Origin of the sequence: Pyrobaculum neutrophilum V24Sta (genome assembly GCF_000019805.1) — an archaeon.
In the GTDB taxonomy this organism is placed as follows: Archaea; Thermoproteota; Thermoprotei; order Thermoproteales; family Thermoproteaceae; genus Pyrobaculum; species Pyrobaculum neutrophilum.
The window spans coordinates 904,930-926,233 of the sequence record NC_010525.1; the positions used below are offsets into that span (position 1 = coordinate 904,930).

The 21,304-nt window shown below is 64.2% G+C and carries 26 protein-coding genes; 13 read left to right on the forward strand and 13 right to left on the reverse strand.

All coding sequences use genetic code 11. From position 1 onward, the window contains the following. The first annotated feature begins 55 nt into the window (after positions 1–55). Entirely contained in the window at positions 56–529 is a 474-nt protein-coding gene (locus TNEU_RS05065) for an NUDIX domain-containing protein (RefSeq protein ID WP_012350363.1), read from the forward strand. On the opposite strand, the gene TNEU_RS05070 is transcribed toward TNEU_RS05065, so the two are convergent. The 4 genes from TNEU_RS05070 to TNEU_RS05085 are packed head-to-tail and all read right to left on the reverse strand — an operon-like array spanning position 530 to position 4,398. Further along, positions 530–1,651, reverse strand: a complete 1,122-nt coding sequence (locus TNEU_RS05070) for an ABC transporter permease (protein WP_012350364.1) — start codon at positions 1,649–1,651, stop codon at positions 530–532. Next, positions 1,632–3,623 carry a COG1361 family protein gene (locus tag TNEU_RS05075; protein ID WP_012350365.1) on the reverse strand — a complete coding sequence of 664 codons (1,992 nt, stop codon included), beginning with the start codon at positions 3,621–3,623 and terminating at the stop codon, positions 1,632–1,634. Before TNEU_RS05075 ends, TNEU_RS05070 begins: the two co-directional genes overlap by 20 nt. Further along, the gene (locus TNEU_RS05080; protein ID WP_012350366.1) at positions 3,616–4,095 is read right to left on the reverse strand and encodes a hypothetical protein; all 480 of its coding nucleotides are present in this window, start codon (positions 4,093–4,095) and stop codon (positions 3,616–3,618) included. The genes TNEU_RS05075 and TNEU_RS05080 overlap by 8 nt, the downstream gene beginning before the upstream one ends. A gap of 18 nt (positions 4,096–4,113) precedes the next feature. Next, complete coding sequence (locus TNEU_RS05085; RefSeq protein ID WP_012350367.1) at positions 4,114–4,398, reverse strand: hypothetical protein; 285 nt, start codon at positions 4,396–4,398, stop codon at positions 4,114–4,116. A gap of 44 nt (positions 4,399–4,442) precedes the next feature. On the opposite strand from TNEU_RS05085, the gene twy1 reads away from it, so the two are divergent. Further along, entirely contained in the window at positions 4,443–5,498 is a 1,056-nt protein-coding gene (gene twy1, locus TNEU_RS05090) for a 4-demethylwyosine synthase TYW1 (protein ID WP_012350368.1), read from the forward strand. Here the strand turns inward: twy1 and TNEU_RS05095 are convergent. Further along, positions 5,491–6,138 carry a Holliday junction resolvase-like protein gene (locus tag TNEU_RS05095; protein WP_012350369.1) on the reverse strand — a complete coding sequence of 216 codons (648 nt, stop codon included), beginning with the start codon at positions 6,136–6,138 and terminating at the stop codon, positions 5,491–5,493. The genes twy1 and TNEU_RS05095 overlap by 8 nt on opposite strands. Before the next feature lie 54 nt (positions 6,139–6,192). Between TNEU_RS05095 and TNEU_RS05100 the strand changes: the two genes are divergently transcribed. The 4 genes from TNEU_RS05100 to TNEU_RS05120 all read left to right on the forward strand — a co-directional run bounded on the left by TNEU_RS05100 (position 6,193) and on the right by TNEU_RS05120 (position 9,867). Beyond that, positions 6,193–6,771, forward strand: coding sequence for a hypothetical protein (locus tag TNEU_RS05100; RefSeq protein WP_012350370.1), 579 nt, complete (start codon positions 6,193–6,195; stop codon positions 6,769–6,771). Positions 6,772–7,125: 354 nt separating this feature from the next. Beyond that, positions 7,126–7,545 carry a bis(5'-nucleosyl)-tetraphosphatase gene (locus TNEU_RS05110; protein WP_012350371.1) on the forward strand — a complete coding sequence of 140 codons (420 nt, stop codon included), beginning with the start codon at positions 7,126–7,128 and terminating at the stop codon, positions 7,543–7,545. 136 nt (positions 7,546–7,681) lie between these two features. Next, positions 7,682–8,395, forward strand: a complete 714-nt coding sequence (locus TNEU_RS05115) for an ABC transporter ATP-binding protein (RefSeq protein WP_012350372.1) — start codon at positions 7,682–7,684, stop codon at positions 8,393–8,395. Next, positions 8,392–9,867 carry a hypothetical protein gene (locus TNEU_RS05120; RefSeq protein ID WP_012350373.1) on the forward strand — a complete coding sequence of 492 codons (1,476 nt, stop codon included), beginning with the start codon at positions 8,392–8,394 and terminating at the stop codon, positions 9,865–9,867. The genes TNEU_RS05115 and TNEU_RS05120 overlap by 4 nt, the downstream gene beginning before the upstream one ends. On the opposite strand, the gene TNEU_RS05125 is transcribed toward TNEU_RS05120, so the two are convergent. Next, positions 9,858–10,358, reverse strand: a complete 501-nt coding sequence (locus TNEU_RS05125) for a PaREP1 family protein (RefSeq protein WP_012350374.1) — start codon at positions 10,356–10,358, stop codon at positions 9,858–9,860. The two genes, TNEU_RS05120 and TNEU_RS05125, sit on opposite strands and share 10 nt — an antisense overlap. Positions 10,359–10,390: 32 nt before the next feature. On the opposite strand from TNEU_RS05125, the gene TNEU_RS05130 reads away from it, so the two are divergent. Beyond that, entirely contained in the window at positions 10,391–10,681 is a 291-nt protein-coding gene (locus TNEU_RS05130; RefSeq protein ID WP_012350375.1) for a hypothetical protein, read from the forward strand. A gap of 371 nt (positions 10,682–11,052) precedes the next feature. Here the strand turns inward: TNEU_RS05130 and TNEU_RS05135 are convergent, their stop codons facing one another. Both TNEU_RS05135 and TNEU_RS05140 read right to left on the reverse strand, forming a co-directional pair. Next, positions 11,053–12,402, reverse strand: coding sequence for an AAA family ATPase (locus TNEU_RS05135; RefSeq protein WP_148682365.1), 1,350 nt, complete (start codon positions 12,400–12,402; stop codon positions 11,053–11,055). A gap of 263 nt (positions 12,403–12,665) precedes the next feature. Continuing rightward, the gene (locus TNEU_RS05140) at positions 12,666–13,976 is read right to left on the reverse strand and encodes a hypothetical protein (protein ID WP_012350377.1); all 1,311 of its coding nucleotides are present in this window, start codon (positions 13,974–13,976) and stop codon (positions 12,666–12,668) included. Between the two features lie 55 nt (positions 13,977–14,031). On the opposite strand from TNEU_RS05140, the gene TNEU_RS05145 reads away from it, so the two are divergent. Next, the gene (locus tag TNEU_RS05145) at positions 14,032–14,640 is read left to right on the forward strand and encodes an METTL5 family protein (protein ID WP_012350378.1); all 609 of its coding nucleotides are present in this window, start codon (positions 14,032–14,034) and stop codon (positions 14,638–14,640) included. Here the strand turns inward: TNEU_RS05145 and TNEU_RS05150 are convergent. Next, positions 14,634–15,995, reverse strand: a complete 1,362-nt coding sequence (locus TNEU_RS05150; protein WP_012350379.1) for a TrpB-like pyridoxal phosphate-dependent enzyme — start codon at positions 15,993–15,995, stop codon at positions 14,634–14,636. The two genes, TNEU_RS05145 and TNEU_RS05150, sit on opposite strands and share 7 nt — an antisense overlap. Before the next feature lie 44 nt (positions 15,996–16,039). Between TNEU_RS05150 and TNEU_RS05155 the strand changes: the two genes are divergently transcribed. Then, complete coding sequence (locus TNEU_RS05155) at positions 16,040–17,044, forward strand: prohibitin family protein (RefSeq protein ID WP_148682366.1); 1,005 nt, start codon at positions 16,040–16,042, stop codon at positions 17,042–17,044. Beyond that, complete coding sequence (locus tag TNEU_RS05160) at positions 17,041–17,373, forward strand: helix-turn-helix domain-containing protein (protein WP_012350381.1); 333 nt, start codon at positions 17,041–17,043, stop codon at positions 17,371–17,373. Before TNEU_RS05155 ends, TNEU_RS05160 begins: the two co-directional genes overlap by 4 nt. Positions 17,374–17,378: 5 nt before the next feature. On the opposite strand, the gene TNEU_RS05165 is transcribed toward TNEU_RS05160, so the two are convergent. Continuing rightward, entirely contained in the window at positions 17,379–17,921 is a 543-nt protein-coding gene (locus tag TNEU_RS05165) for a hypothetical protein (RefSeq protein WP_012350382.1), read from the reverse strand. Between the two features lie 85 nt (positions 17,922–18,006). On the opposite strand from TNEU_RS05165, the gene TNEU_RS05170 reads away from it, so the two are divergent. The 3 genes from TNEU_RS05170 to TNEU_RS05180 are packed head-to-tail and all read left to right on the forward strand — an operon-like array spanning position 18,007 to position 20,285. Beyond that, positions 18,007–18,546: a signal peptidase I gene (locus tag TNEU_RS05170; RefSeq protein WP_012350383.1), complete on the forward strand. Its 540-nt coding sequence runs from the start codon at positions 18,007–18,009 to the stop codon at positions 18,544–18,546. An 18-nt stretch (positions 18,547–18,564) separates the two neighbouring features. Further along, the gene (locus tag TNEU_RS05175) at positions 18,565–19,518 is read left to right on the forward strand and encodes an ATP-binding cassette domain-containing protein (protein ID WP_012350384.1); all 954 of its coding nucleotides are present in this window, start codon (positions 18,565–18,567) and stop codon (positions 19,516–19,518) included. Further along, entirely contained in the window at positions 19,515–20,285 is a 771-nt protein-coding gene (locus TNEU_RS05180) for an ABC transporter permease (RefSeq protein ID WP_012350385.1), read from the forward strand. The genes TNEU_RS05175 and TNEU_RS05180 overlap by 4 nt, the downstream gene beginning before the upstream one ends. Here the strand turns inward: TNEU_RS05180 and TNEU_RS05185 are convergent. The 3 genes from TNEU_RS05185 to TNEU_RS05195 are packed head-to-tail and all read right to left on the reverse strand — an operon-like array spanning position 20,272 to position 21,297. Continuing rightward, a complete protein-coding gene (locus tag TNEU_RS05185; RefSeq protein WP_012350386.1) occupies positions 20,272–20,634 on the reverse strand; it encodes a hypothetical protein in 363 nt (120 codons plus the stop codon). The genes TNEU_RS05180 and TNEU_RS05185 overlap by 14 nt on opposite strands. Beyond that, positions 20,606–21,010, reverse strand: a complete 405-nt coding sequence (locus tag TNEU_RS05190) for a hypothetical protein (protein WP_012350387.1) — start codon at positions 21,008–21,010, stop codon at positions 20,606–20,608. The genes TNEU_RS05185 and TNEU_RS05190 overlap by 29 nt, the downstream gene beginning before the upstream one ends. Beyond that, a complete protein-coding gene (locus TNEU_RS05195; protein ID WP_148682367.1) occupies positions 21,004–21,297 on the reverse strand; it encodes a hypothetical protein in 294 nt (97 codons plus the stop codon). The genes TNEU_RS05190 and TNEU_RS05195 overlap by 7 nt, the downstream gene beginning before the upstream one ends. Positions 21,298–21,304: the final 7 nt, after the last annotated feature.

Consider the following 21,304-nt stretch of genomic DNA (forward strand, 5'->3'; position numbering starts at 1 on the left):
GGCAAGTCGTCCTCATCGCCGTAGGGACTTAAATCTATGTATTTGAATCTTCTCCGTGTGTCTAACTGGGGTAGGCTACGCCGGAGGGCCCGGCTGGGCGGCCGTGGGGGTTCTGCTGAGGGGCAGAGAGGTGCTGTTAATTAGGCGGGTGGAGAGAGATGGGGACCCCTGGTCTGGCCACGTGGCGTTCCCCGGCGGGATGTGGAGGCCGGGGGAGGACCTCCTGGGGACGGCCGTCAGGGAGGTCGAGGAGGAGGTGTCTGTACGGGCGACGGACGCGGCGGGGGCCCTCCCACCGCTTTCCCCGGGCAACGCGCCCTGGCTTAAGGTCGTCCCGTTTATATTCACAGGGTGGGCCGGGGAGCCGAGGCCAAACCCGAGGGAGGTCGGAGAGGCCCGCTGGGTCGGCGTAGACGAGCTTAGAGAGACCGTCTGGAGGGGGCACGCCGCCTTTGAAGCGGGGGGTTGGATCATCTGGGGCCTCACCTACAGGATACTGAAAAGGCTTATCGACTGCGGCCTGCTCTAGCTATTCATGCCGCAGAGCGTCGACGACGTTGAGCCTGCCGGCTCTGTAGGCGGGCGGGAGCACGCCGAGGATGTTGGCGCCGATCACCACAGCGGCGGCGGTCCCAACGGCAACTGGCGATATGGCCAGCTTGAGGTATAGGCCGGGGCCCAGCGATATTAGAATAGCCGAGGCCGCGGCCAACACGGGAAGCGCCGCGAGCACGCCTATCCCCACCACTATGAGGGTCTCCAGCAGTAGCATGGCTATGACGTGTCTCCTCTTGAACCCCACCGCGCGCATGATGCCTATCTCCCTAGTCCTCAGGAGGATGGATATTGTGGCGGTGTCGTAGAGCCACAGGGCGGTGATCAACGTGCTGATGCCCGCCAGCGCCCCCAGGCCCACCTGTACAACAGAGACCAGCTGGCCGATCTGCCTAGCCAGAGTTTGAGGCGTGATCACCACGGCGTCTGGGAAGTAGGGCCTCAGCGCCTGGGCCAGCGCCTCGGCGGCCTGGGGGCTCCTGGCCGCTACGTAGAGGATGGTGTACCTCCTCTCCGGGTACAGGGCGCTGTCTGCCAACACGTCTGCGGCCCCGATGAAGCCCGTCGACTCGAAGACGCCCGCCGCCACCACCTCGACGGCGCTTCCGTCGCTTCTCGTCAGCGTCATTGGGGACCCCGGCGCCGCCGGCCTATCGCCGGCCATACGAACGCGGCTATTTACCATCACCAGGGGCCCTCCGACGTAGAGCTGGCCGCCTCTCAAGGCCTCCTTGGGCAGGAGGAGGCCTAGGTACTGAGGCGGTATGTAGTACACCGTCACGGCGCGCTCCGTCCCGTCCGGCATCCTGAGTTTTCCAAAGTCCTGTGCTATGGGTATCACCACCCCCTCCTTCGCCACAGCCGCGGCAGTGGCCACGTCCGCCTCCGTGAAGTAGCCCCCCTGGGCCATAACCCACACCGTGTTTAGGCCCAGCTGCTGGAAGGCCGACTCCACGGCCGACCTCGCCATCTCCCCCACAGACAGCGCCACGGCCAGCGCCAAGAAGGCCACGAAGACGCCCGTGGCCGCAAGTGCCGACCTCCCCGCCCTCTCTCTGACCGACTGCCAAGCCAGCCTAGCGAGGTCTGGCAACACGCCCCCTCCACAAGCCGACAGCCACCACCGCGGCTCCCAGCGCTATGAGCGCCGCCAGGACGAGCCACGTCTGTTCCGACACGCCGCTCTGCTGAGGCGGCGTGGCGGCAGGCGGCGCGCTGGCGTTGACGTGGAGAGCCACGGAGCTTCGCGCCGCGTAGGACCTCCCCAAGACGTCTCTGTAGACAGCCGTGATGGTGATATTGCGCGGCCCCGCCCCGTCGGCCACCAGGGTGAAGACCGCGTCTTTGCTCCCCTGCGGCTGTATCGCCCCCAACGGGGGCGGGGGTCTTACGACCCTCGCGCCTGTTACATTTACAACGACGTCTCTCGCCTCGACCCCGCCCGCGTTGAAGAGCCTAACTGCCAGGTAGAACGGCTCCCCCGCCGTAGGCGTCTCCGGCACCACCGAGGTCTGTATGTAGAGCTGCGGCCTCTGGAGCGCCACTAGGTAGAGAGTCCCGCTGTATTCGCCAGAAACCCCCGAGGCCAGGGTGTAGGCGGCTCTGTAGCCAACTGCCACGTTCCCCACCACATCTGCGGGGATCTGTATGGGTAGCTCCACGGCCCCTCCCTGGGGCCCCAGGCGGAACGTGGCCTCTGGAAACACGGCCCCAGAGACGGGGTAGAGGGTGACCGCGAGGTAGGACATGTTTACCCTAGGCCTCACCACCACCTTCACCACGTGGCTACCGCCGGCCGCCACCTCCCGCGGCTCTACGTAAACCTCCAGAGGCGCCTTCTGCGACGCCACGAGCGCCACCGAGCTTCTCGCGGTGTAGCCCCCGGCGGACACGGCCACGTCGATGGTGACTACGCCCGAGGTGGGGATGAGGAGAAGGTCGACTCTCGTCGTGCCGTTTCCCGAAAATCTGACGGGCGTCCCCGTGAGAGAGGCCGCGCCGTCGACGGACAGCTCCCCCACGTAGGGCCCGGGTGCCGTCACGTAGATAGACACCCTGTTGACGTCTCCAGCCGTCAAAACGCCCGGCTGTACAGTGACGTTGAGGGGAAACGGCGAAATTGGGTATACGGGTAGCTGCAGCTCTGCTTTGTCCACCGCCCCCGTGTCCAGCTGGACGGTCACGGGGACTGAGGCGTAGCCGCCCGCGGCGCAGACGGTAGTGTACACCACGCCGCGCCCCCCGGCCAGCGGTGCGGACCCGTCGGGCACATACACCGTGCCGTTGAGGGGGATGGGGTAGGAAACCGAGATGCGCACCCTCCCGCACCCCCCGGCCGGAAGCCACTGGGGGGACGCCTCCAGCCTGGGGGCTGGCCTCGGCTGTACAGAAAGAGGCACCTGCCTAGAGACGGCGACCTCCCTCCCCAGGGCGTCCCTAGCCTTGACCGTGACCACAAGCGACGCCGAGTAGTCCAGCGGCGCCACGTCTAAATACGCCGTGAGGTTGCCGACGTCGCCGTAGTACCCCCCGGGGCTGTAGAGCCTTGCGCCAGCCGCCGAAACCTCCACCACGCCCATGTAGCGGTAGCTGTCCCAAACCCTAAGCAGAACCCTCCCCCTGGCCCCCAGATAGAGGGAGCCCACCGCCTCCGCCTGGGGGGACGGGTAGTTGGGCACCTCCACCTCTAGGTAGTCCACCCACTCCACGCCGTCAGTTAAAGCCCCCGACTTATACCTATACCTCGACTTAAAAACAACGGAGCAGCCCTCCCTCCGCCCCAGCCCGTCGGCCCTGACCTTCAACACGGCCTCAAACACGCCGGGGCCAGCCGACGGTGCCTTATAGGGCTCCGCCTTGAGGCCGCACCCAGCGAGGGAGATGGAGACGTCCACGTGTTGGTCGGCGAGGTAGTAAGACAGCTTGAGCAGACCGACGTCGCCGGGGTACTTCGGCACGTCGACCCACTGGCCCCCGAGGAAGAGCCGCTCCACGGCCGGCTGAAAAGCCACAGCCTGGCCCAGGGCTAGGAAGGCGGCCGCCAGCAGGACCAGGGCCCCCCTAGGCACGGCTCTTACGTTCCAGTAGCCAGGCTAGGAAGATGGGCCCGGCTAAATTCAGCGCCCATATTGCATATAGATACGCCGCGGGCGGAGTCGGCGCGCCGGGTGGAGGAGGAACCGCCAGGCTAGGCGCGGCGGAGATTAGTAGAAGCGCCACGCCGAAGAGGGCGCCCTTCGCGTACCAGGGCATCCTCAGCCGCTCCCACAAGAGGGCCATCACAACGCCGACGATTAGGTATATGATTATGCTACCTACTACCCCGCTCACAATCGTCGCAAGCGGCAGGATCTGAACATACAACTGCGCCGCCTGGCGGGCTGTCCCCGGCGGAGCCCTCTGCGCGATCGCCTCGCGGTATATATAGTCGGCCAGCTGATTTTTTATAGCGTCGATCCCGAAGTAGCCGACAATTCCCGTGGCGAGGCCGACTATGAGCCCCGCCACAAGGCCCCACTTGGCGCCCGTGGAGAGCTTCATACGTCAGCAGGCGCCTGTTTATATAACCTTTGCCAGCTGCACCACGCCGTTGTAGACGGCGGCGCTGTGCCAGAGGGCTAGGGCGAGGGCGGCGTAGTCTAGCCAGGGGTAGCGCCTCCTCCTCAGGGCTAGGTACAGCACGCCGGCGTTTTTGCCGGCCGCCACCAGCCATATAGACTCGGGGTGGTGGTTCACGAACCGCAGCATCACCTCGTAGGCGCCTAGGTGGCCCACGGCTATGTAGGTGAGGAGGGCGTCGAAGTATATGAGGAGGGCCAGCGCGGCGTAGACCAGCGGCCGCATATGCTCCTCCAGAAGAGTATTTATATTGGTATCGGGGTTGGCACGTGTCCTGCGAGGCGGAGGCCCTTGGGAGGTACCACCTGCTGGAGGGGCCCAGGATAAAGATCAGGGCGTCGGCGGCCCGGGCGCTGATAGAGCGGCACTACGGCGTGGCGGGCCACGCCACAGTAGAGCTCTGCAAGTGGACTAAGGAGGCGCTGGAGACCGGCAGATCTTGCTACAAGGTGAAGTTCTACAACGCCCCCGCCGGCGGGTCCCACAGATGCGTCGAGATGAGCCCCGTGGGGCTGGTCTGTAGCAACCGCTGCGTCTACTGCTGGAGGCCCACCGAGGAGTTCGACGCGTTTCAACTGGAGGAGGCCTTCTACATGGAGCCGGAGGAGATCGTGAGGGGGGTCCTGGAGGAGAGGAGGCGGCTCCTCTCCGGCTACTGGGGCCACCCACAGGGGAGGAGGAGGGTTAGGGAGGCCCTCGAGCCGACCCACTGGGCCATCTCCCTCTCGGGGGAGCCCACCATGTACCCCAAGCTCCCCCAGCTGATAAAGCTTGTGAAGTCCCTCCCCTCTACGAAGTCGGTCTTCCTCGTCACCAACGGCCAGCACCCCGAGATGCTGAGGCGGCTCGTAGAGGAGGACGCCCTCCCCACCCAGCTGTACCTCTCCACCAACGCCCCCAACAGAGAGCTGTACTACCTAATAAACGTCCCCGTCTACCGCCGCGAGGACGCCTGGGAGAGGTGGCTGGAGTCGCTGGACATCCTCGCCAAGGTGCCCACCAGAACCGTCCTCAGGATTACCCTCATCCGCTCTCTGAACTACGACGGGAGGTACATACCAGAGTTCGCCCAGATAGTCAAGAGGGGCAACCCCCACTTCGTGGAGGTCAAGAGCTACATGCACCTCGGCCACTCCACCCAGAGGCTGAGAAGGGAGGACATGCTGAGCCACCAGGAGGTGAGGGAGTGGGCGTTTAAGCTCCTGGCGGAGCTCGAGAAGATAGGCGCCAGGTTTAGATACATGGACGAAGACGAGGCGAGCCGCATCGTCGTGATCCAGAACATGGACCGGTACGTCGACAGGTGGATCGTCCCGCCTAGGTGACGTCTATCCTGTAGGGCGGCTCCTCCCTCAGGTGAAGCACCTCGAACCTCACCCTCTTGGCCTCGACGGCCCTCCTGACCTGGCGCTCGGCGTCGTTCAACGCGGCGGTTTTCCCCGTCTTCACCTCTATAAACACCACCTCCTCCACCTGCCCCCGGCTCAGCCCCCTAAACGCCACGTAGTCCACCGGGCTCCCAATGAAGCGGAGGTCCTTCGGCTCGATCCCATATCTCTCGAAAAGGTAGAGCGGCGCCAGCTGCTCCCCCACTCTGCCCAGGATCGTTGAGGCGCTTCTCTCGACGGCGTCGCGCCTTATCTCCTCCTCCCGCCTCTTCACCTCCAGCTCCAGCTGCTGTCTATACTGCTCCTCCATCTGCTTTTTGGCGGCCTCCAGCTGCGCCTCGTACTGGGCCTGGAGCTGGCGGAGGTCCGACGCGCGCCACTCCTCGTACATCCTCCTAGCCGCCTCAGCCGCGGCGGCCTGCACAGAGGACTGAAGCTTCGCCAGCTCCAGCTCCAGAGCCTTGGCGCGCCCCTCGGCGGCGGAAAGAGCGCGCCTCAGAGCCTGCACGCTCCTCCAAAGCCACGCCGCGGTTAGGGAGAGCGCCAGGAGAGCCGCGAGTAGAACAACCTCCACCATGCCGCAAGAGGCGAGGTGGAATTAAAGCTTATTTTTCGGGGGGCTGGCGGAGATGTGGTGGGGGTTGAAGCTCTGGGGAGGGGGTTCCTCCTACTGTCTCTGTCCACCGCGTCGACGCTCGCGGGCTTCGCGGCTGGCGTGGCAGGCGCTGTCCCGGCCGCGGCGGCCTTCTTCACAGCCGCTGTCGTCCTCGCCCTCGCGGCGCTGGCTCTGTACCTCAGGCGCGGCTTCGCCGAGCTTAAAGCCGTCGACTCCGGCTTCGCCCTTAGCCACCTGGGCGTCAAGCTGATGCTCTACAGCTTGGCGGCCATCGGCGCGTCGATCGCCATCTCGGGGGCGTATCAGGGCGATCCGCCGACGCTCTCCAGAGACCTCAACACGCCTAGGGGAGCCGCGGGCTTGGCGGCTCTAGCTCTGCTACTGGCCAGCCTACCCCTTGGGTTAGCCGGCTACGCGCTCGTCTTCATACTGGGGGCGCTGAGGCTCTACGACAGATTTAAAGACAGGAGAATGCTGGCGGCCGGTCTCCTCTACGCGGCGGACATAGCCGCGCTGGCCATAAAGGCGGGCGGGGCGCTTACGCTCGCCGGCCACCTCATCATGTATCTAGCGCTAAGGAGGCGCAAGCCATGAGACCCGGCCTCGTGGAGGCACTCACCGAGAGAGTAGGGGAGCACCCCCAGAGCTTCGCCCAGTGCGTGAGGGCGGTAGTGGAGAGGTAGGGCGGCGAGGTCTCCGTCTTCCTCTTCGGCTCAAGGGCCGCCGGGACGCACGGCGCGGCATACTGGTGTGGCCTCCCACTACGGGGGCTACTTCGACACGGCGGCTGAGCTCAGAGGTCTCCGCCGGGGCGCCCCCGTCGACATAGTCCTCTGCTCGGGGGGCTCGCGGTAGGCCACGTCAGATGCGGTGGGGTGCAGAGCTATACACGACGGCTTGGGGCTGGGTCTTTGCGAAGGAAATAAATAGGGCCTCCCACGGTGGGCTGTGGAATACGACGAGGTGTCGGCGGGCGCCGTGGTGTTCCACAGGTCGGAGGGGGCGGTGGAGTACCTCCTCCTCCACTACCCCGCGGGCCACTGGGACTTCCCCAAGGGCAACGTGGAGCCGGGGGAGACGCCGGAGCAGACGGCGCTGAGGGAGATAAGGGAGGAGACGGGGCTGGAGGTGGTGCTCATCCCGGGCTTTATGGAGGAGGTGGAGTACGTCTACGCCAGAGGGGGGAGGAGGGTGAGGAAGAAGGTCATATTCTTCCTGGCGGAGGCCAAGACGAAGGAGGTCAAGCTGAGCTGGGAGCACACGGGCTACGTCTGGCTCCCCTTCGACAAAGCCCTGGCGAGGGCGACCTACGAGACGACCAGGCGCGTCCTTGCCAAGGCGCACCGCCACGTAAAACATGGCGTGTAGATTAGCCGAGACGCCACCTCTCCCAATGCCGTGGTAGGCACTCCTCAAGCAGCCCGCGGTGGCAACGCGGAGACATTTGCAGGTTCCGCTACTTCGGTAAGACCAAAAAGTCTTAAATAATTTCCCTTCGAGGTATGTGGGCTGCATCAAGGCTGAGGAGCTTGTCAAGAGGTTCGGCTCAGTTGTGGCCCTCGGCGGAGTGAGCTTCGAGGTGGGGTGCGGTGAGTCGGTGGCCCTCCTCGGCCCCAACGGCGCCGGCAAGTCCACGACTCTCAGAATCCTCGCCGGTCTCCTTAAGCCGGACGCGGGGAGGGCGGCCGTCTGTGGGCACGACGTCCAGGCCAGGCCTAGGGAGGCCAAGGCATGCCTCGGCTTTCTGCCCGAGGACGCTGTGCCCTTCCTAAACCTAACTGTCAGAGAGAACCTCCAGTATATGGCCGTGCTCCGGGGTCTCCCCGAATCGGCTGTGGACGAGGCGCTTAAGCTCCTCGGCATAGAGGAGCTTGCGGACAGGTCGGCTGGCTCGCTCTCAAGGGGCAATAGGCAGAGGCTGGCCATCGCGCTGGCGGTGATGCACAGGCCGAAGGTACTCCTCCTCGACGAGCCTCTGAACTACCTCGACATCCCCGCGCAGCAGGACGCCATCAAGCTCTTCCAGTCTCTGAAGTCCTCCGGGTCTGCCATACTCGTCTCGACGCATATAATGTCGGTGGCAGAGAGGCTCGCGGACAAAGCCCTAGTAATAAACAGGGGGAGGATAGTCTGGCAGGGGCCGATGGAGGAGCTTAGGGAGAGGGCGGCGGACGCAGGCGAGAGGATAGAGGACGTGGTGGCCCGCCTGATGAGATGAGGTTCCTCAAACTGGTGTACTATCAAGTGAAGCAGTTGTACTCCAAGTGGTTCCCGATCGTCTACGCCGTGATAGCGGCAAGCGTTCTATTACCTTATCTGGCCTTTCATTCGACTGCGGGGGAGGCCGCGCAACAACCCCCTATGGGCAGGTACATACCGCTGGCGGTGATGGCTTTGTTCACCCTTGTTGTGACAATAGGCGGAACATTCGCCGTTGCAAAGCAAGACGTAGACTTCACCTTCGCTGCTCCGATCGACCCCAAACAGATATTTTTAGCGAGGGTCATAGCCCAGGCCCTCATCAAAATCGGATTTCTATTGCTCGTTACATTGCCACTCTCCTCGCTGGAGGGGCCCTACGATGTAGCCCTCTATCTGGCCACTCTGTGGTCGTCAGGCCTCCTGTTTAGCGCCGCGGAGTTGAGCGCGCTCCTCTCGGGGAAGGTCCAGCGCTTCCTCTACATCGGCGTCCCCATAGCCTTAATCGCGCTGTTGTTCATAGACCCTCAGATCACCCCCCTCTACGGCCTCTTCCGCCCATCGCCCCTCAGAGCCCTTGAGGCGGTCGCCTTGGCTACGGCGTATCTGGCGGCCGCGCCCTACAAGAGGGTCGAGGAGCTGTCCACGAACGTCTACGGCGTGCTCACCTGGACGCCCCAGCCGCGCATAATTGAGAGACCCTCGGCCCTCCCCCACACCCTCTGGGGAGTGATCTGGCACACATCCGTCGGGTCGACTGTGAACATACGCCTTAAAACGCCTGGCAGCGTTACGACCGTCCGGCAGACTAGGACGAACGTCTTCAAGTCCTCTCTGCCCATAGTGGCGGCAGTAGCCGCAGTATACACATTCATCGTCCTACACGTGAGCGGGACCGACGAGGTAGAGTTTACGTCCATCGTTGGCTTTTTGCTCCTCTTTAATGGCTTCACCTCCGGCTTCACAACGCTGATGGCCGAGAGGCTCTGGATAAGTTTGGCGGCGGATCCCATAAGGTATTTACGCTACAGAATGGCCGCCAGAACGATCATAGCGGCCGTGTTGTACGCGCCCTGGGCCGCGGCGTTTTTGATCCAGAGCGCGGTCTTTCCGCCGTCCGTCTTTTTGGATGTCGCCCTGGCGTCGGCCGTATTGGTTCTGCCCAGCGCCACTTGGCTTCTGGCCTCCGTAAAGCCGCCTCCGCAGATCAGGGAGCTGGGCGTAGTTCAGGCGCCGCAGAGGCTCTCGCTCTGGAACCTCCTACAGGTCCTCGCGGCGTCCCTCTACATCTCCTTTGCCCTGTTTCCCTACGCGCTGGCGGTTGTTGCTTACTTCCTCAAGCTGGAGTTCCTCTGGCAGATAGCCCTGATAGACGCGGCCGTCGTGCTGTCCCTCTCGGCGGCCTTCTTCTACGTCGTGGTTTTGTCCGAGAGGGGGGCTCCGCTGTGGAGCTGGGCTGTGAGCAAGCTGTCGGAGAACGGCTACGTGTGAGAGCTCCGTAGCAGGGCCCTAGCCGTCTCCAGGAGCTTCTCTATCTGCGGCGCGGCGGCTTTGACGTGTTCTACAGCCAACGCGGCCTCGTGGACGTGTAGGTCGTACGCCACGCTCCAGCCGATGTTGATCTGGGGCTGGTTCAACACGGCGCTGAGGGTCTTCGCCGCTCTGGCCAGGAGCTTAGTCCGCCACCTCCCCTCTCTCCTCGCCTCAGCCGCCTCCGGAGTCTTGAACCACGTAGCCAGAGCCTTTACGCACTCCTCAGCGGCTTTATACAGCTTCTCGCTTGCCTGCACGGGGTCGCCCCTCTCGACGTACTGCACGGCCTCGGCGTAGAGCCTCTCTGCCAGCCTAACCCTCTCAGCCGCCTCCTCAGGCGGATCCAGTTCAGACAGCAACTTGTCTAAAACCTCGGCCTCTACGTCAACGCCGCGTCTAGACAGCAGTTCGTAGACCGGCTTCGGGATCTTGATTTCTACAAACTCCACGTTTCATGCCACGGGTTTATAAATAAAACGCCGTGACACAACCTCTGCAGGGTTGTCTGAGTACAAACGGAAGCCCCGCCCTTCGTTTTGCCCTCGCCAGAGCGTTTATTAGAGAGCTTGAGGCTCTCCTCCCGGCGGCTAGGGTTGGGGAGGTGGCGTTAAGCGTGGAGCTCAAGCACCGGGTGGTGGTGGGAGGCTTCGTGGCGGGGCGAGGGATATTCCTAGGCCAACGCCTCGTCAACTGCTCCGGAAACCAACGCCTCCTAGACGCCGCCACGGGACTACTCATAACGGCAACGGGCTTCGTCTATCTCTTGATGTAGGCGTATCTGAGAGGTAGCGGCATTTCGAACTGTGACGGTAGAGGTTTGAAGGACTTTCACCGACTTTGTCAGGTGGAGACGGGGCGATGACGACTCCGAAGATTCTCTCCTGTAGTTCTGCGGCCCGGGTTGCGCATTATGCAATTTGTCTCCATCCCTACGGTCGCCGGTGAGGTTCGCGAACTGAATATGTCTTTGTGACGATAACGCCACGGTTGGCTGTCTTCCGGCGACAAAGTTATCGATCAAAGCCATGTGGCTGAGCCGGCTGTTGCAAAAATACGTTGCGCCCCGCCCGAGGACCCCGGCGCCACCGCGCCCCCAGGCGGGGCTCTCGGCCGGGGGAGGGGCGCCCCCTCCTCCCACCCGCCCTATATGTTTTTCAGCTTCTGGATTAGGGTCTGGAGGTCTATGAGGTCGGCCTCCTCGGCGCCCCGCGCGAACTCCCTGGCGAATATGGCGTATTTTACCCGCCAGCCGGGGGGCACCAGCGCCTGGGCGGCGGCTCTCAGCTTCGGCAGTATCTGGGCCGGGTCGGCGCGGCCCCACTTGGCCTCGGCCAGGACGGCCAGCCTCTCCTCTTCGTTTCTGGCGAAGGCGTCCACCTCCACATGGACGCGCCTACCCCCGGACCTCACGGCCACCACCTCCCTCGTGGCTTTGGGGACCGGGTAGAGGTGGGGGATGACGTCTCGCACCAGCGCCTCGAAGGCCCAGGGGTAGAAGTCCTCCAGGGCGGCGGCGGCCTCGTCGGCCAGCCTGTGCTCCGGCGTCGTCTCCCTCCTGCGGTAGATGGCCCTCAGCCAGAAGGCGTAGAACCTGTCCCTCAGCTCGTAGTAGGTCCTCCTGCCCCTCCTGCGCTCTAGGACGTGTAAGACGTCGGTGAGCTCGTGCATGTAGGGGGGGAGGGATGTGGCCTTCACCCCGGCGTGTGAGGCGATCTGCTCCAGCTTGGTGGCGCCCCCAGCCACAGCGTCTAATATGGCGAGGTGGGTTCTGTACTGCCCCCCGAGCGACTCGGCGAGGACTCTCTCCACCTCGTCGCGGAGGGGCGCCCCCTCGCCCGCCACCAGCGCCCTCACGGCCTCCTCGGCTGTCCTCACCCCCCACCTCTCGGCCAGCCTGTAGTAGTAGGGGACGCCGCCGAAGAGGAGGTACAGCCTAAGGGCCTCCTCCCCCGACACGCCCATGTCCCCCAGCCACTGGAAGACGGCAGAGGGGGGTAGCTCTCCCAGCTCCAGCACCAGGTCGGCTCTTCCGAAGAGGGGCGAGCCCGACTCGGCCACGAGCCTCTTCACCATCCCCACCACAGACCCCGTCACTATGAAGGACGGCTTCTCCCGTCTGACGTCCCACATCTTCTGCAGTATGTACGGGACCTCAGGAGCCGCCTCCAGAAACCACTGGAACTCGTCGAAGGCCACCACGTACCCCCTCAGGCTGAAGAGGGCGTCGAACAGCTCCTCCCAGCTCTGGAATCTAACGTAGGGGGGGAGGCCGGCCGCCCTTTTGACGGCCTCTCCGTACTCCTCCAGGAGGAGCCTAGGGGGCTTCCTGGGGTTGACGAAGAGGTAGAGGTGGGGCCTCCCCTCTAGGAACTTGAGCACGAGGGCCGTCTTGCCGATCCTCCTCCTGCCGTATACCACCGCCAGGAAGGGCTCCCTCAAGCGCCTAAGGAGAGACAGCTCCCTCTCCCGGCCGTAGATCCTTATTACGTCCATAATAATTACAGACATAATACGGTTTAAAAATCAATGCGGCGTGGGCTCTTCCACACCTCGCCGGAAAATTCCGCCTTTGGCGCCGGCGGTTAACGTGGGCGTCCACGCTGTGAAGGACGGCACTAGGAGGCGCCCCGGCCGGGCCTGGGGCAGTCCGGCGCCGGCTGAGGCGCAGGCGGGGGGGGGGGGGGAATGCCGCCTGGCGTGGCTGAAAACCGTCGGTGCCGCTGGTGACGAGCGGTCCAGAGGGGGAAAAGGGGGGTTTAGGAGAGTATCTTCGCGAGGGCCTGGGCTACCGCCTCCGGCATGGGCAACGTGGCTGTTACGTTCACCGGCCGTAGCTTGCCGTCGGCTACGGCGAAGACGACGATGTTGACCCTCCTGTTGGCTAGGTCGGGCACTATGCCCTTTACCGTCCTCTGGGAGAGCCAATGTGCGGTCTTGTCGTCCAGCGCCGTGGCGAGGAGGTTTGTGGCCCTCAGCACGAAGGCGTGGAGCAACACGTCGCCTGTGTAGTTGGCGGAGGCCAGCGCCGCGAGGACGCCCCTCGTGGCTTGGGATATGGCGTAGCTGGGCATATCTCCGCCGAAGGCGATGAACACGGCGTCTGGCCTATACTCGGCTATCTCCCTGGCGAGGGCTGCGCCGTCGCCTGTGTACACGATGATGCGGGTGGAGTTGGCCCTGGAGCTGGCGAAGGCCGCGCCCGTCAACGCGGCGCAGGCGGGGTCGGTGCCCGTGACTATGGCCACTCTGCCGTATCCCTTAAACAGCACGCCGCCGGCCACTCTCCCCACGGCGGACCTCAGAAACAGCGAGTCCGAGTCTGTGTACCTCCTGACGGCCTCGCCCGTCCTCCTGTCGGCCACCAACACGGGCGCCAGCGCGCCCGTCGTCACGTTTAGCCTAGACACCGTCACGTGGGTGGCGTTGGCCGACACCACATACACAGGCCTCGCCTTGACCCAGCTGGAGATCCTCGTGTCGTTGAGGACGGTCTTGAAACTGTCAGTCGCGGCGAAGGCCCTCCCGTTCACCACCAGCGCCCCCGTGAAGTTGGTCTTCGCGAGAGCCGCCAGGAAGTCCCTCATGGATTTATCCGCCACAGCCGGCGTCTCCTCCCCGCCGAAGGCTAGAAACACGGCGGCCGCCCCGGCGGCCCTAGCCGCGGAGGCCTCGGGCGATGTGGCGTTGTACAGCACCAGATACCCCCTGGAGTAGCTGGGCAGAGCGGCGAGCGACGCAGATGCGAGGGCGCTGCAGAGGACGTTTGGCTGAGTCGCCACCGCCACGGTGGGGAACTGGCTGAGGAAGTACCGGCCCACCAGCGACCCCACCGACCTCCTAAGCTCCACGTCCGCCGCGGACAGCCTGGGGGCCGGAGGCGCGACGGTCGTGGTCTGCACCACCGTCTGGGTGACTGTCTGGACGGAGGTCTGCGTCACCACCGAAGTCTGCGTTACCGTCGAAACCACCGTCGTGGGGGCGGGCTTGGGGGCGGCGTAACCCCCAAGCAGCGCGCCCACCGCTATCCCTATTATCAGCGCCACCGCCGTAATTATTCCCGACTTCATAGAAGCTGTTTCGATTTCCGTTTTTAAGCTAAAAAACCCCGGCGTGCTCCATACAGTGCCCCCGCGGAGCAAGAAGGAGCTGGAGATTTTCGTCGAGTCCATCCCCGCCTTCGAGAAGCCGAAGCTGAGGCTGGAGCAGTACCCCACAGACGCGGCGGTGGTGGCGGCCGCCGTCTGGGACGCCCACATGAGGGGCCTCCTAGACGACGTCCTGGACTTGGGCTGCGGGACGGGGAGGTTCGCCCTGGCGGCCGCGGCCATGGGCGCCCGCCGCGTCCTATGCCTAGACGTGGACCCGGAGGCCCTCGCCGCGGCGAAGAAAGCCGCAGAGAGCCGCGGGCTGGAGTCGGTGGACTTCCTCGCGGCGGCCGCCCCCGCCCTGCCCCTGGCCAGGAGGTTCAAGACGGCCTTCCAGAACCCTCCCTTCGGCATATGGAGCGGCAGGGGGACAGACATCGCCTTCCTACACGCCGCGGCGGAGCACGCGGAGGTTGTCTACACCATACACAAGCTCCCCACCCTGGACTACGTCAGGGAGGCCGCGGCGAGGCTGGGGAGGAGGCTGGAGGTGCTGGAGAGGGCCGTCTTGAACATAAAGCCCACCTACAGGCACCACAGAAAGAGGATACACAAGGTGGAGGTCTTCCTAGCCCTCGTCTACTGACGGAGAAGGGCCTTAGCTCTGGCGATGTTCGCCATAATCTCCTCCGCAGTCGGCTCCACGTCCTGCAGAACCCCCCTCATGTACTCGTCGTAAGCCGCCAGATCCAGGAGGCCGTGGCCCGACATGTTGAAGAGGATCGTGACGGGCCTCCCCTCCCTCTTGGCCTGCAGAGCCAGCTCCACGGCGGCTTTCACGGCGTGGGCCGACTCGGGCGCAGGCACCACCCCCTCCGCCTGGGCGAACAGCCTCGCCGCCTCGAAAACCTCCCTCTGCCTGTAGGCCACCGCGGAGACCTCCCCCTCCGCCACGAGCAGGGAGAGGGTGGGCGCGCAGCCGTGGTACCTCAGACCACCCGCGTGTATGGGAGGCGGCTTGTAGCCGTGGCCCACGGAGTACATCTTGATCAAGGGCGTCAAGCCGGCCGTGTCCCCCAGGTCGTATATGTACTCCCCCCTGGTCAAGGTGGGGACCGCCACGGGCTCCACCGCCACGAACTTCACATCCCTCTCGGCCTTCCCCACCCTCTTCTCGTGGTAGAAAGGCCAGAAGAGGCCCGAGAAGGAGCTGCCGCCTCCGCAGGCCCCCACCACGTAGTCTGGGTAGTCGCCGAAGTACCTGATCTGCTCAGCCGCCTCGAGGCCTATAACCGTCTGGTGGATAAGTACGTGGTTGAGGACCGAGCCGAGGACGTACTTCGCCCCCGTCTTCACGGCGTCTTCCACAGCCTCCGAGATGGCTATCCCCAGCGACCCCGGGTGGTTGGGGTCCTCGGCCAGGAACCTCCTCCCGGCCTCGGTCCTGTCGCTGGGGCTGGGCACCACCTCCGCCCCCCACAGCTCCATGAGGACCCTCCTGTAGGGCTTCTGGCCGTAGGACGCCCTGACCATGTAGACGGTGGCCTTCACGCCGAATAGAGAGGCGGCGAAGGCCACCGAGGAGCCCCACTGCCCCGCCCCAGTCTCGGTGGTGACCCTCCCCGCCCCCTCCTTCGATACGTAGTACAGCTGGGCCACCGCCGTGTTCGGCTTGTGGCTCCCCGGCGGCGAAACCCCCTCGAACTTGTAGTAGATCCTCGCCGGCGTCTTGAGGAGCTCCTCCAGCCTCCTCGCCCTCAGAAGCGGCGTCGGCCGCCAGAGGAGGTACACGTCTCTCACGGGGGGCGGCACCGGGATCCACCTCTCCTGGGAGAACTCCTGCCTAACCAGCTCCCTCGCAAACAACACCTCGAACTCCTCCGGCCTCACCGGCTCGCCGTTAGGCTTAAGATACGGCGGCAGGGGCTTGGGCAGATCGGGGACGATGTTGTACCACCGGCGGGGGACCATCCACTCCTCCTGCGGAGCCCTCACGCCCATACTGCAACGTAACAACCTTTTTATAAATGTGGCCCCCGGGGGCCATGGCGTACATCCCCGTGGAGGTGGGGAGGCCCCCCAAGATCCCCAAGAGGGCGGCCGCCGCCTTCGCCGTAGCCTCGGTGGCCCTAGTCGCCGCGGCGGTTGTCCTCGCCCTCTCCGTCTACACCCTGCCGGCGGGGGTGGTGGCAGTGGTGGTGGACCCCGTCTCTGGGACCATAAGCAAGCCCGTCATCGGGCCGGCCCTGGGCTTCAAAGCGCCTTGGGCCTACGTCATAAAGGACACCTACGCCATCGAGGTGATAGAGTTTGTCCAGAGGGAGAGGGCGTCGGGCCGCTGGACTTTCACAGCCCCGGAGGTCCTCACTAAAGACGGCGTGACGGTGACGGTGGAGATGGTGATTAGGTACAGGATAAAGCCCGAGCGCTTCGACGAAATCGTCAAGAAGTTCCCCGCGGTGGACTACGACGACAAGGTGCTGGTGCCCAAGGCGAGGCAGCTCATCCGCGACGTCATCTCGAAGGTGTCGCTGGACTACCTAATAGAGAACAGAGATGTGATAGCTAAACAGATAGAGCAACAGTACAGGGAGGCCATAGAGAGGGACCCCGCGGTGGCTGGGCTGGTGGACGTGCTCGACGTAAACGTCCTCAACTTCATCCTACCCCAGCAGGTCACAGACGCCATCAATAGGAAGGTTGCGGCGCAACAAGACGCCATAAGGGCCCAGTTCGAGAGACAGAGGGTGGAGGAGCTGGCCAGGGCGAACTACACCAGGACCGTCCTCGCCGCCTTGGCAGAGGCCAACGCCACCGTAGCCCGCGCCCGGGCCCAAGCCATGCAGATCACGCTGGTGGCGAACGCCACCAGAGGCGCCATAGAGATGATCATCAGAGCCGCAGGCGCCAACGCCACAGAGGCCGCGCGCCTCGCCGAGCTCTACCTCTACCTAAGCGGCCTCAAGGAGGTGGCCCAGGCCGGCAACGTCCAGATAGTCGCAATCTCGGGCGGGGGGGCCCAGATAGTGCCGGTGGTGCCCATAAGATGAGGTACCTGCTGGCGGCCATCGCCGTAGCCGCCTTCGCTGCATCCCTCTCCATAGCCTTCCCCAGGCTAGCCCCCCTGGTCCTCCGCATATCCGCCATCGCGCTGTTGGCCATAGCCGCTTTGTGGCTCATCGAGTATATAGCCGCGAGGCCGCCGCCCCTCGCCCAGAGGATACTCAAGACCCTAAGGGCGAGAGGCCCCCTAACCGCCGGAGAGCTGGCAAGGGAGCTAAACGCCGACCCGACGGAGGTGGCGGAGGCCCTCCAGTACCTTCTGGAGAAGGGGCTTGTGAGGAGGTACAGAGTGGGGGAGGAGGAGTATTTCGAGTGAAAAAATCAGGCTATTTTTAGAGACGCCGTCCCGTTGTACACGGAGGCCCCCGGCTCTCCGAGCGTCTTCACCACCGCCCAGTAGCTCCCTTCTCTATACCGTAGGTAGATCAGCTCCCTCCCCGTGTAGATCCTCAGCTCAGCCCCGTACGGCCCCACGTGGCCGTAAACCGACTTGGCCGTGTAGGTGCCGTCCCCCAGCTTAACCACGCCCGAGCCATACACCACTGCGCCGTAGGGAGACGAGGCGTTCCTGTTCACCACGTCCACCGCCAGAGACGCCTCAACGCCGGCCCCCGAGATGGTCAGCTGCCGCGTCGTGGAGTACAGAGTGGCGTTCAGCCAGCCGCCGCCCCGGCGGGCCGCCGGGAGATGGCTCACGTGCCCCGGAGGGCCGGGGTGGTGCCCGTAGTACGTAGGCGGGTAGTGCGCTGGCTCATACCCTGGGCCCCAGCGAGCTGGGTATGCGGAGCCCCAGTGTCCTGCGTAGGCCAGCGCGGCGGCCGCCAGGACAGCCGCCACGATCCCCACCGTCAGTAGCTTTTTCATGGGCGGGTCCGGCCCCCCTCCTTATAAGGGAAACTCACCTGTGGAGAGTGGGGAACTGTTATATACCGGGGGGTTTGAAGCCGCCGTGAGGGGGTGGGCTAGGGAGCTTCTGTGGTTCGTGGCCATCGTCGTGGCTCTTGTGGCCTACTCGGCGGCGGCGGGGGTGGCCTGGCCCATAGCGGTGGTGTCGTCGTACTCCATGGAGCCCACGCTGAGGGTCGGCGACTTCGTCTTCCTCACCGGCGCCAGCTGCAAGAGCGCGTCGCCGGGGGATATCGTGGTCTACGTGGCCAGGAACCCGCTGTGGGCCGGGAGTTGGATCATCCACAGGGTCTACCAGAAGCTCACCGACGTGGGGTGCGGCCTGGTGACCTGGGGCGACAACAACCCAGCCCCCGACCAGCAGGCGGGGGAGCCCCTGGTGACCAACAACATAATTGGGAAGGTGCTCTTCACGGTGCCCTACGTGGGGGTGTTCCCCCTCGTGGTGAGGCCCCAGGGGGTTGGCGGCGAGGCCATGGCGGCTTGGCTGGGGAGGCTGGCGCTCTTCTCGGCGGCGGTCTACCTCTTCTACCTCTACTTCAGAGAGCCCAGGCGGGGTAGGAGGAGGAGAAAAGCTATATAGCCAGATAGATCGGCTTTCGTGGAGGCGGTAAAGGCGGAGGGGCTCGTGAAGAGGTACGGCGACGTTGTGGCCCTAGACGGCGTGTCCTTCTCCGTCGGCAGGGGGGAGGTCTTCGGCCTCCTCGGCCCAAACGGCGCTGGGAAAACCACCACGATAAAGATCCTCACAGGCTTGACCAAGCCAACGGCGGGCAGGGCCTGGGTCGCCGGCTTCGACGTCGTGGAGCAGGGGCTGGAGGTCAAGAGGAGGATCGGCTGGATATCCTCGGAGGTCATCCTAGACGACGACCTCACGGCTTGGGAGAACCTGGAGATCCAGGCCAGGCTCATGGGGGTGAGGGGGTGGAGGGAGAGGGCGGCCGAGCTACTGAAGGCCTTCGGGATATATGAGGCGGCGGGGAGGCCCGTAGGCAAGTTCTCGACGGGCATGAGGAAGAGGCTGGAGGTGGCCATGGCCCTCCTCCACGGCCCCGAGGTCCTCTTCATGGACGAGCCCACCGTCGGCCTAGACGTGGGGGCCCGCCTCGGCTTCTGGGAGGTGGTTAGGCAGATAAACAGGGAGTTCGGCGTAACCGTCCTCCTCACGACGCACTACATGGAGGAGGCCGAGTCCCTGTGCCGCAGGATAGCCATCCTCAACAGGGGGAGGATAGCGGCGCTGGGGGCGCCCGACGAGCTCAAGGCGAAATACGGCGTAGACGTCATAGAGCTGGAGGTGCCGGGGCCCGTGGACCTCGCCAAGCTCAGCCGCTTTGGCGAAGCCGCGGCGGCGGACGGCAAGGTGGTGGTCAAGGTGGCCAACGCCGAGGAGGTGCTGGCCGACGTGGTCAAGGCGGTGGAGGGGGTCAAGGCCGTGCGGGTGAGGAAGACCAGCCTCGAGACCGTCTTCATAAACCTGACGGGGGCCACCTTCGAGGGGGAGCACATAGACGTGAAAAAGCTATATATGAAGATCCGCCGGGCCAGGAGATGATCTCCCCCCTCTACGCCCTCTACAAGAGGGAGGTCCTCCGCCTCCTCAGGAGCAGATACATGTGGCTCATGGTGGCGGCCCAGCCCATCCTCTGGGTGGTCTTCTTCGGCAACAGCCTGGCGGGCCTCCCCCGGGGCTTCCTCGCCCAGTACTTCGGCGTTGAGAACTACCTGGCCTACATGATACCCGGCATGGCCTCCATAGTCATGCTCACCACCGGCATGTTCGCCTCCATGAGCCTAGTCTTCGACAAGAGGGTGGGGTACCTAAGGAGGGTCCTGGTGACCCCCACCCCCAAAACCGCCGTCTTCCTCGCCAAGGCCCTAGGCGCCGCCACCCGCGGCCTCCTCACGATACCCGTCATACTGGCGGTCGGCGCCGCCTTCGGCGTGAGGTACAACATAAACCCAGCCGCCCTAGCCCTCTGGGCCGCCGCACTAGCCGCCGCAGGCATGGGCTTCGCCGCCCTCTTCACAGCCCTCTCGGTAAACACCACAGACGTCCACGCCCCCGGCGTAATAAGCAACTTCATCACCATGCCCCTCATGTTCACCTCCAGCGCCCTATTCCCACGCCAGTTCTTCCCAGACTGGCTAAAGGCCATAAGCGAGGTGAATCCCCTTACATACCTCACAGAGCTCGGCCGCGAGGCCCTCGTATACGGCGCCCCCCCAAGCCCCACAGCCGCCCTAGCCACAGCCGCCTTCGCCGCCGCCACCCTAACCGCCGGCGTCATAGCAGTAGAGAAGTGGCTCAACGCAGATTAACACCACACAAGTCGCTGACCACAACACAGTAGGCTGGCTCGCAGCCAGGGTCAGGATACGCAGACCTGGTCCTCAGACACCTCTCGGTCTTCTCCACCACAAGCCTCACCCCCACCCAACGCCCCACAGACCCCACGCCTATGCACACCACGTATCTCCCCCCGTAGACGTTTTCGCCGAACGTGACCGCATTACGGGCCGCCTCCTCTCCCAACAGCGCCGAAAGAACCTTCCTAATGCAGTCGGGCGTTAGGAAGAGGCGTTTAGATAGATAATCCCAGAGGTGCCGGTGATGTCCCCTGCCTTCGATGTGTGCTATGTCAACCTCGTGGCGGCATCCTGATCCCATAACTCCATACCACGTTTACACAGGGTCTGCCTAATCTGTCGGAGGCTCCCACCCCCACGAAGACTCTGTCGACCTCTATATACGCCTCCAGCACAGTCCCGTCCTCTCCTCTGACCAATACGCGCCCAATCTGCTTATCTTCAAGCGGCACCGGCCTTAGGGGAATTTCCTGCGAACAGAGGAGGCCAGAGTAGACCCTCCTCTCCGCCTCCACCGCCGTCTTCATGACAAGCCCGACGTTGTAGCCCTCGCCCACCCTCTGGATCTCTGCCACAATCGGTATAAGCCTCACCGCCACTCTGCCAAACTCCGGAGTTTCAAAAACCGCAACGGCCGGCTTATACTCCACTATAGAGGCCTCTACCGCCTCTACCATCTAGCTCTTTGAAGCGCCTCGCGCCCCTTCTCCGAGTAGAACTTCAGAAACTCAACCTCCAAGTTGTAGATCCTCCCGTCCCCATCTAGGTAGACCACAACCTCGGCGAGGCCGGCGACAGTCGCCGCAGGCGGCTCCTCCCAACGCCTAATTATCAAGGTGTCGCCCACAATCCTGACCTCCGGCTGCGGCGCCGCGCGCGGAGCCGCCGCCGGCTCGTAGTTAGAGGACCAGTAGAAGTCACGCGTCTGGTATATGTCCGCGTCCAGGTTGCTCACCACGTACACAGACAGA

What these genes read in the sequence shown, in the direction of transcription:
- TNEU_RS05165 (WP_012350382.1), bottom strand. Translation starts at nt 17,921, where the DNA reads ATGAAAAAGCTACTGACGGTGGGGATCGTGGCGGCTGTCCTGGCGGCC.
- TNEU_RS05190 (WP_012350387.1), bottom strand. Translation starts at nt 21,010, where the DNA reads ATGGTAGAGGCGGTAGAGGCCTCTATAGTGGAGTATAAGCCGGCCGTT.
- TNEU_RS05135 (WP_148682365.1), bottom strand. Translation starts at nt 12,402, where the DNA reads ATGGACGTAATAAGGATCTACGGCCGGGAGAGGGAGCTGTCTCTCCTT.
- TNEU_RS05150 (WP_012350379.1), bottom strand. Translation starts at nt 15,995, where the DNA reads ATGGGCGTGAGGGCTCCGCAGGAGGAGTGGATGGTCCCCCGCCGGTGG.
- TNEU_RS05085 (WP_012350367.1), bottom strand. Translation starts at nt 4,398, where the DNA reads ATGCGGCCGCTGGTCTACGCCGCGCTGGCCCTCCTCATATACTTCGAC.
- TNEU_RS05080 (WP_012350366.1), bottom strand. Translation starts at nt 4,095, where the DNA reads ATGAAGCTCTCCACGGGCGCCAAGTGGGGCCTTGTGGCGGGGCTCATA.
- TNEU_RS05160 (WP_012350381.1), top strand. Translation starts at nt 17,041, where the DNA reads ATGAGGTACCTGCTGGCGGCCATCGCCGTAGCCGCCTTCGCTGCATCC.
- TNEU_RS05185 (WP_012350386.1), bottom strand. Translation starts at nt 20,634, where the DNA reads ATGGGATCAGGATGCCGCCACGAGGTTGACATAGCACACATCGAAGGC.
- TNEU_RS05120 (WP_012350373.1), top strand. Translation starts at nt 8,392, where the DNA reads ATGAGGTTCCTCAAACTGGTGTACTATCAAGTGAAGCAGTTGTACTCC.
- TNEU_RS05155 (WP_148682366.1), top strand. Translation starts at nt 16,040, where the DNA reads ATGGCGTACATCCCCGTGGAGGTGGGGAGGCCCCCCAAGATCCCCAAG.
- TNEU_RS05140 (WP_012350377.1), bottom strand. Translation starts at nt 13,976, where the DNA reads ATGAAGTCGGGAATAATTACGGCGGTGGCGCTGATAATAGGGATAGCG.
- TNEU_RS05180 (WP_012350385.1), top strand. Translation starts at nt 19,515, where the DNA reads ATGATCTCCCCCCTCTACGCCCTCTACAAGAGGGAGGTCCTCCGCCTC.
- TNEU_RS05095 (WP_012350369.1), bottom strand. Translation starts at nt 6,138, where the DNA reads ATGGTGGAGGTTGTTCTACTCGCGGCTCTCCTGGCGCTCTCCCTAACC.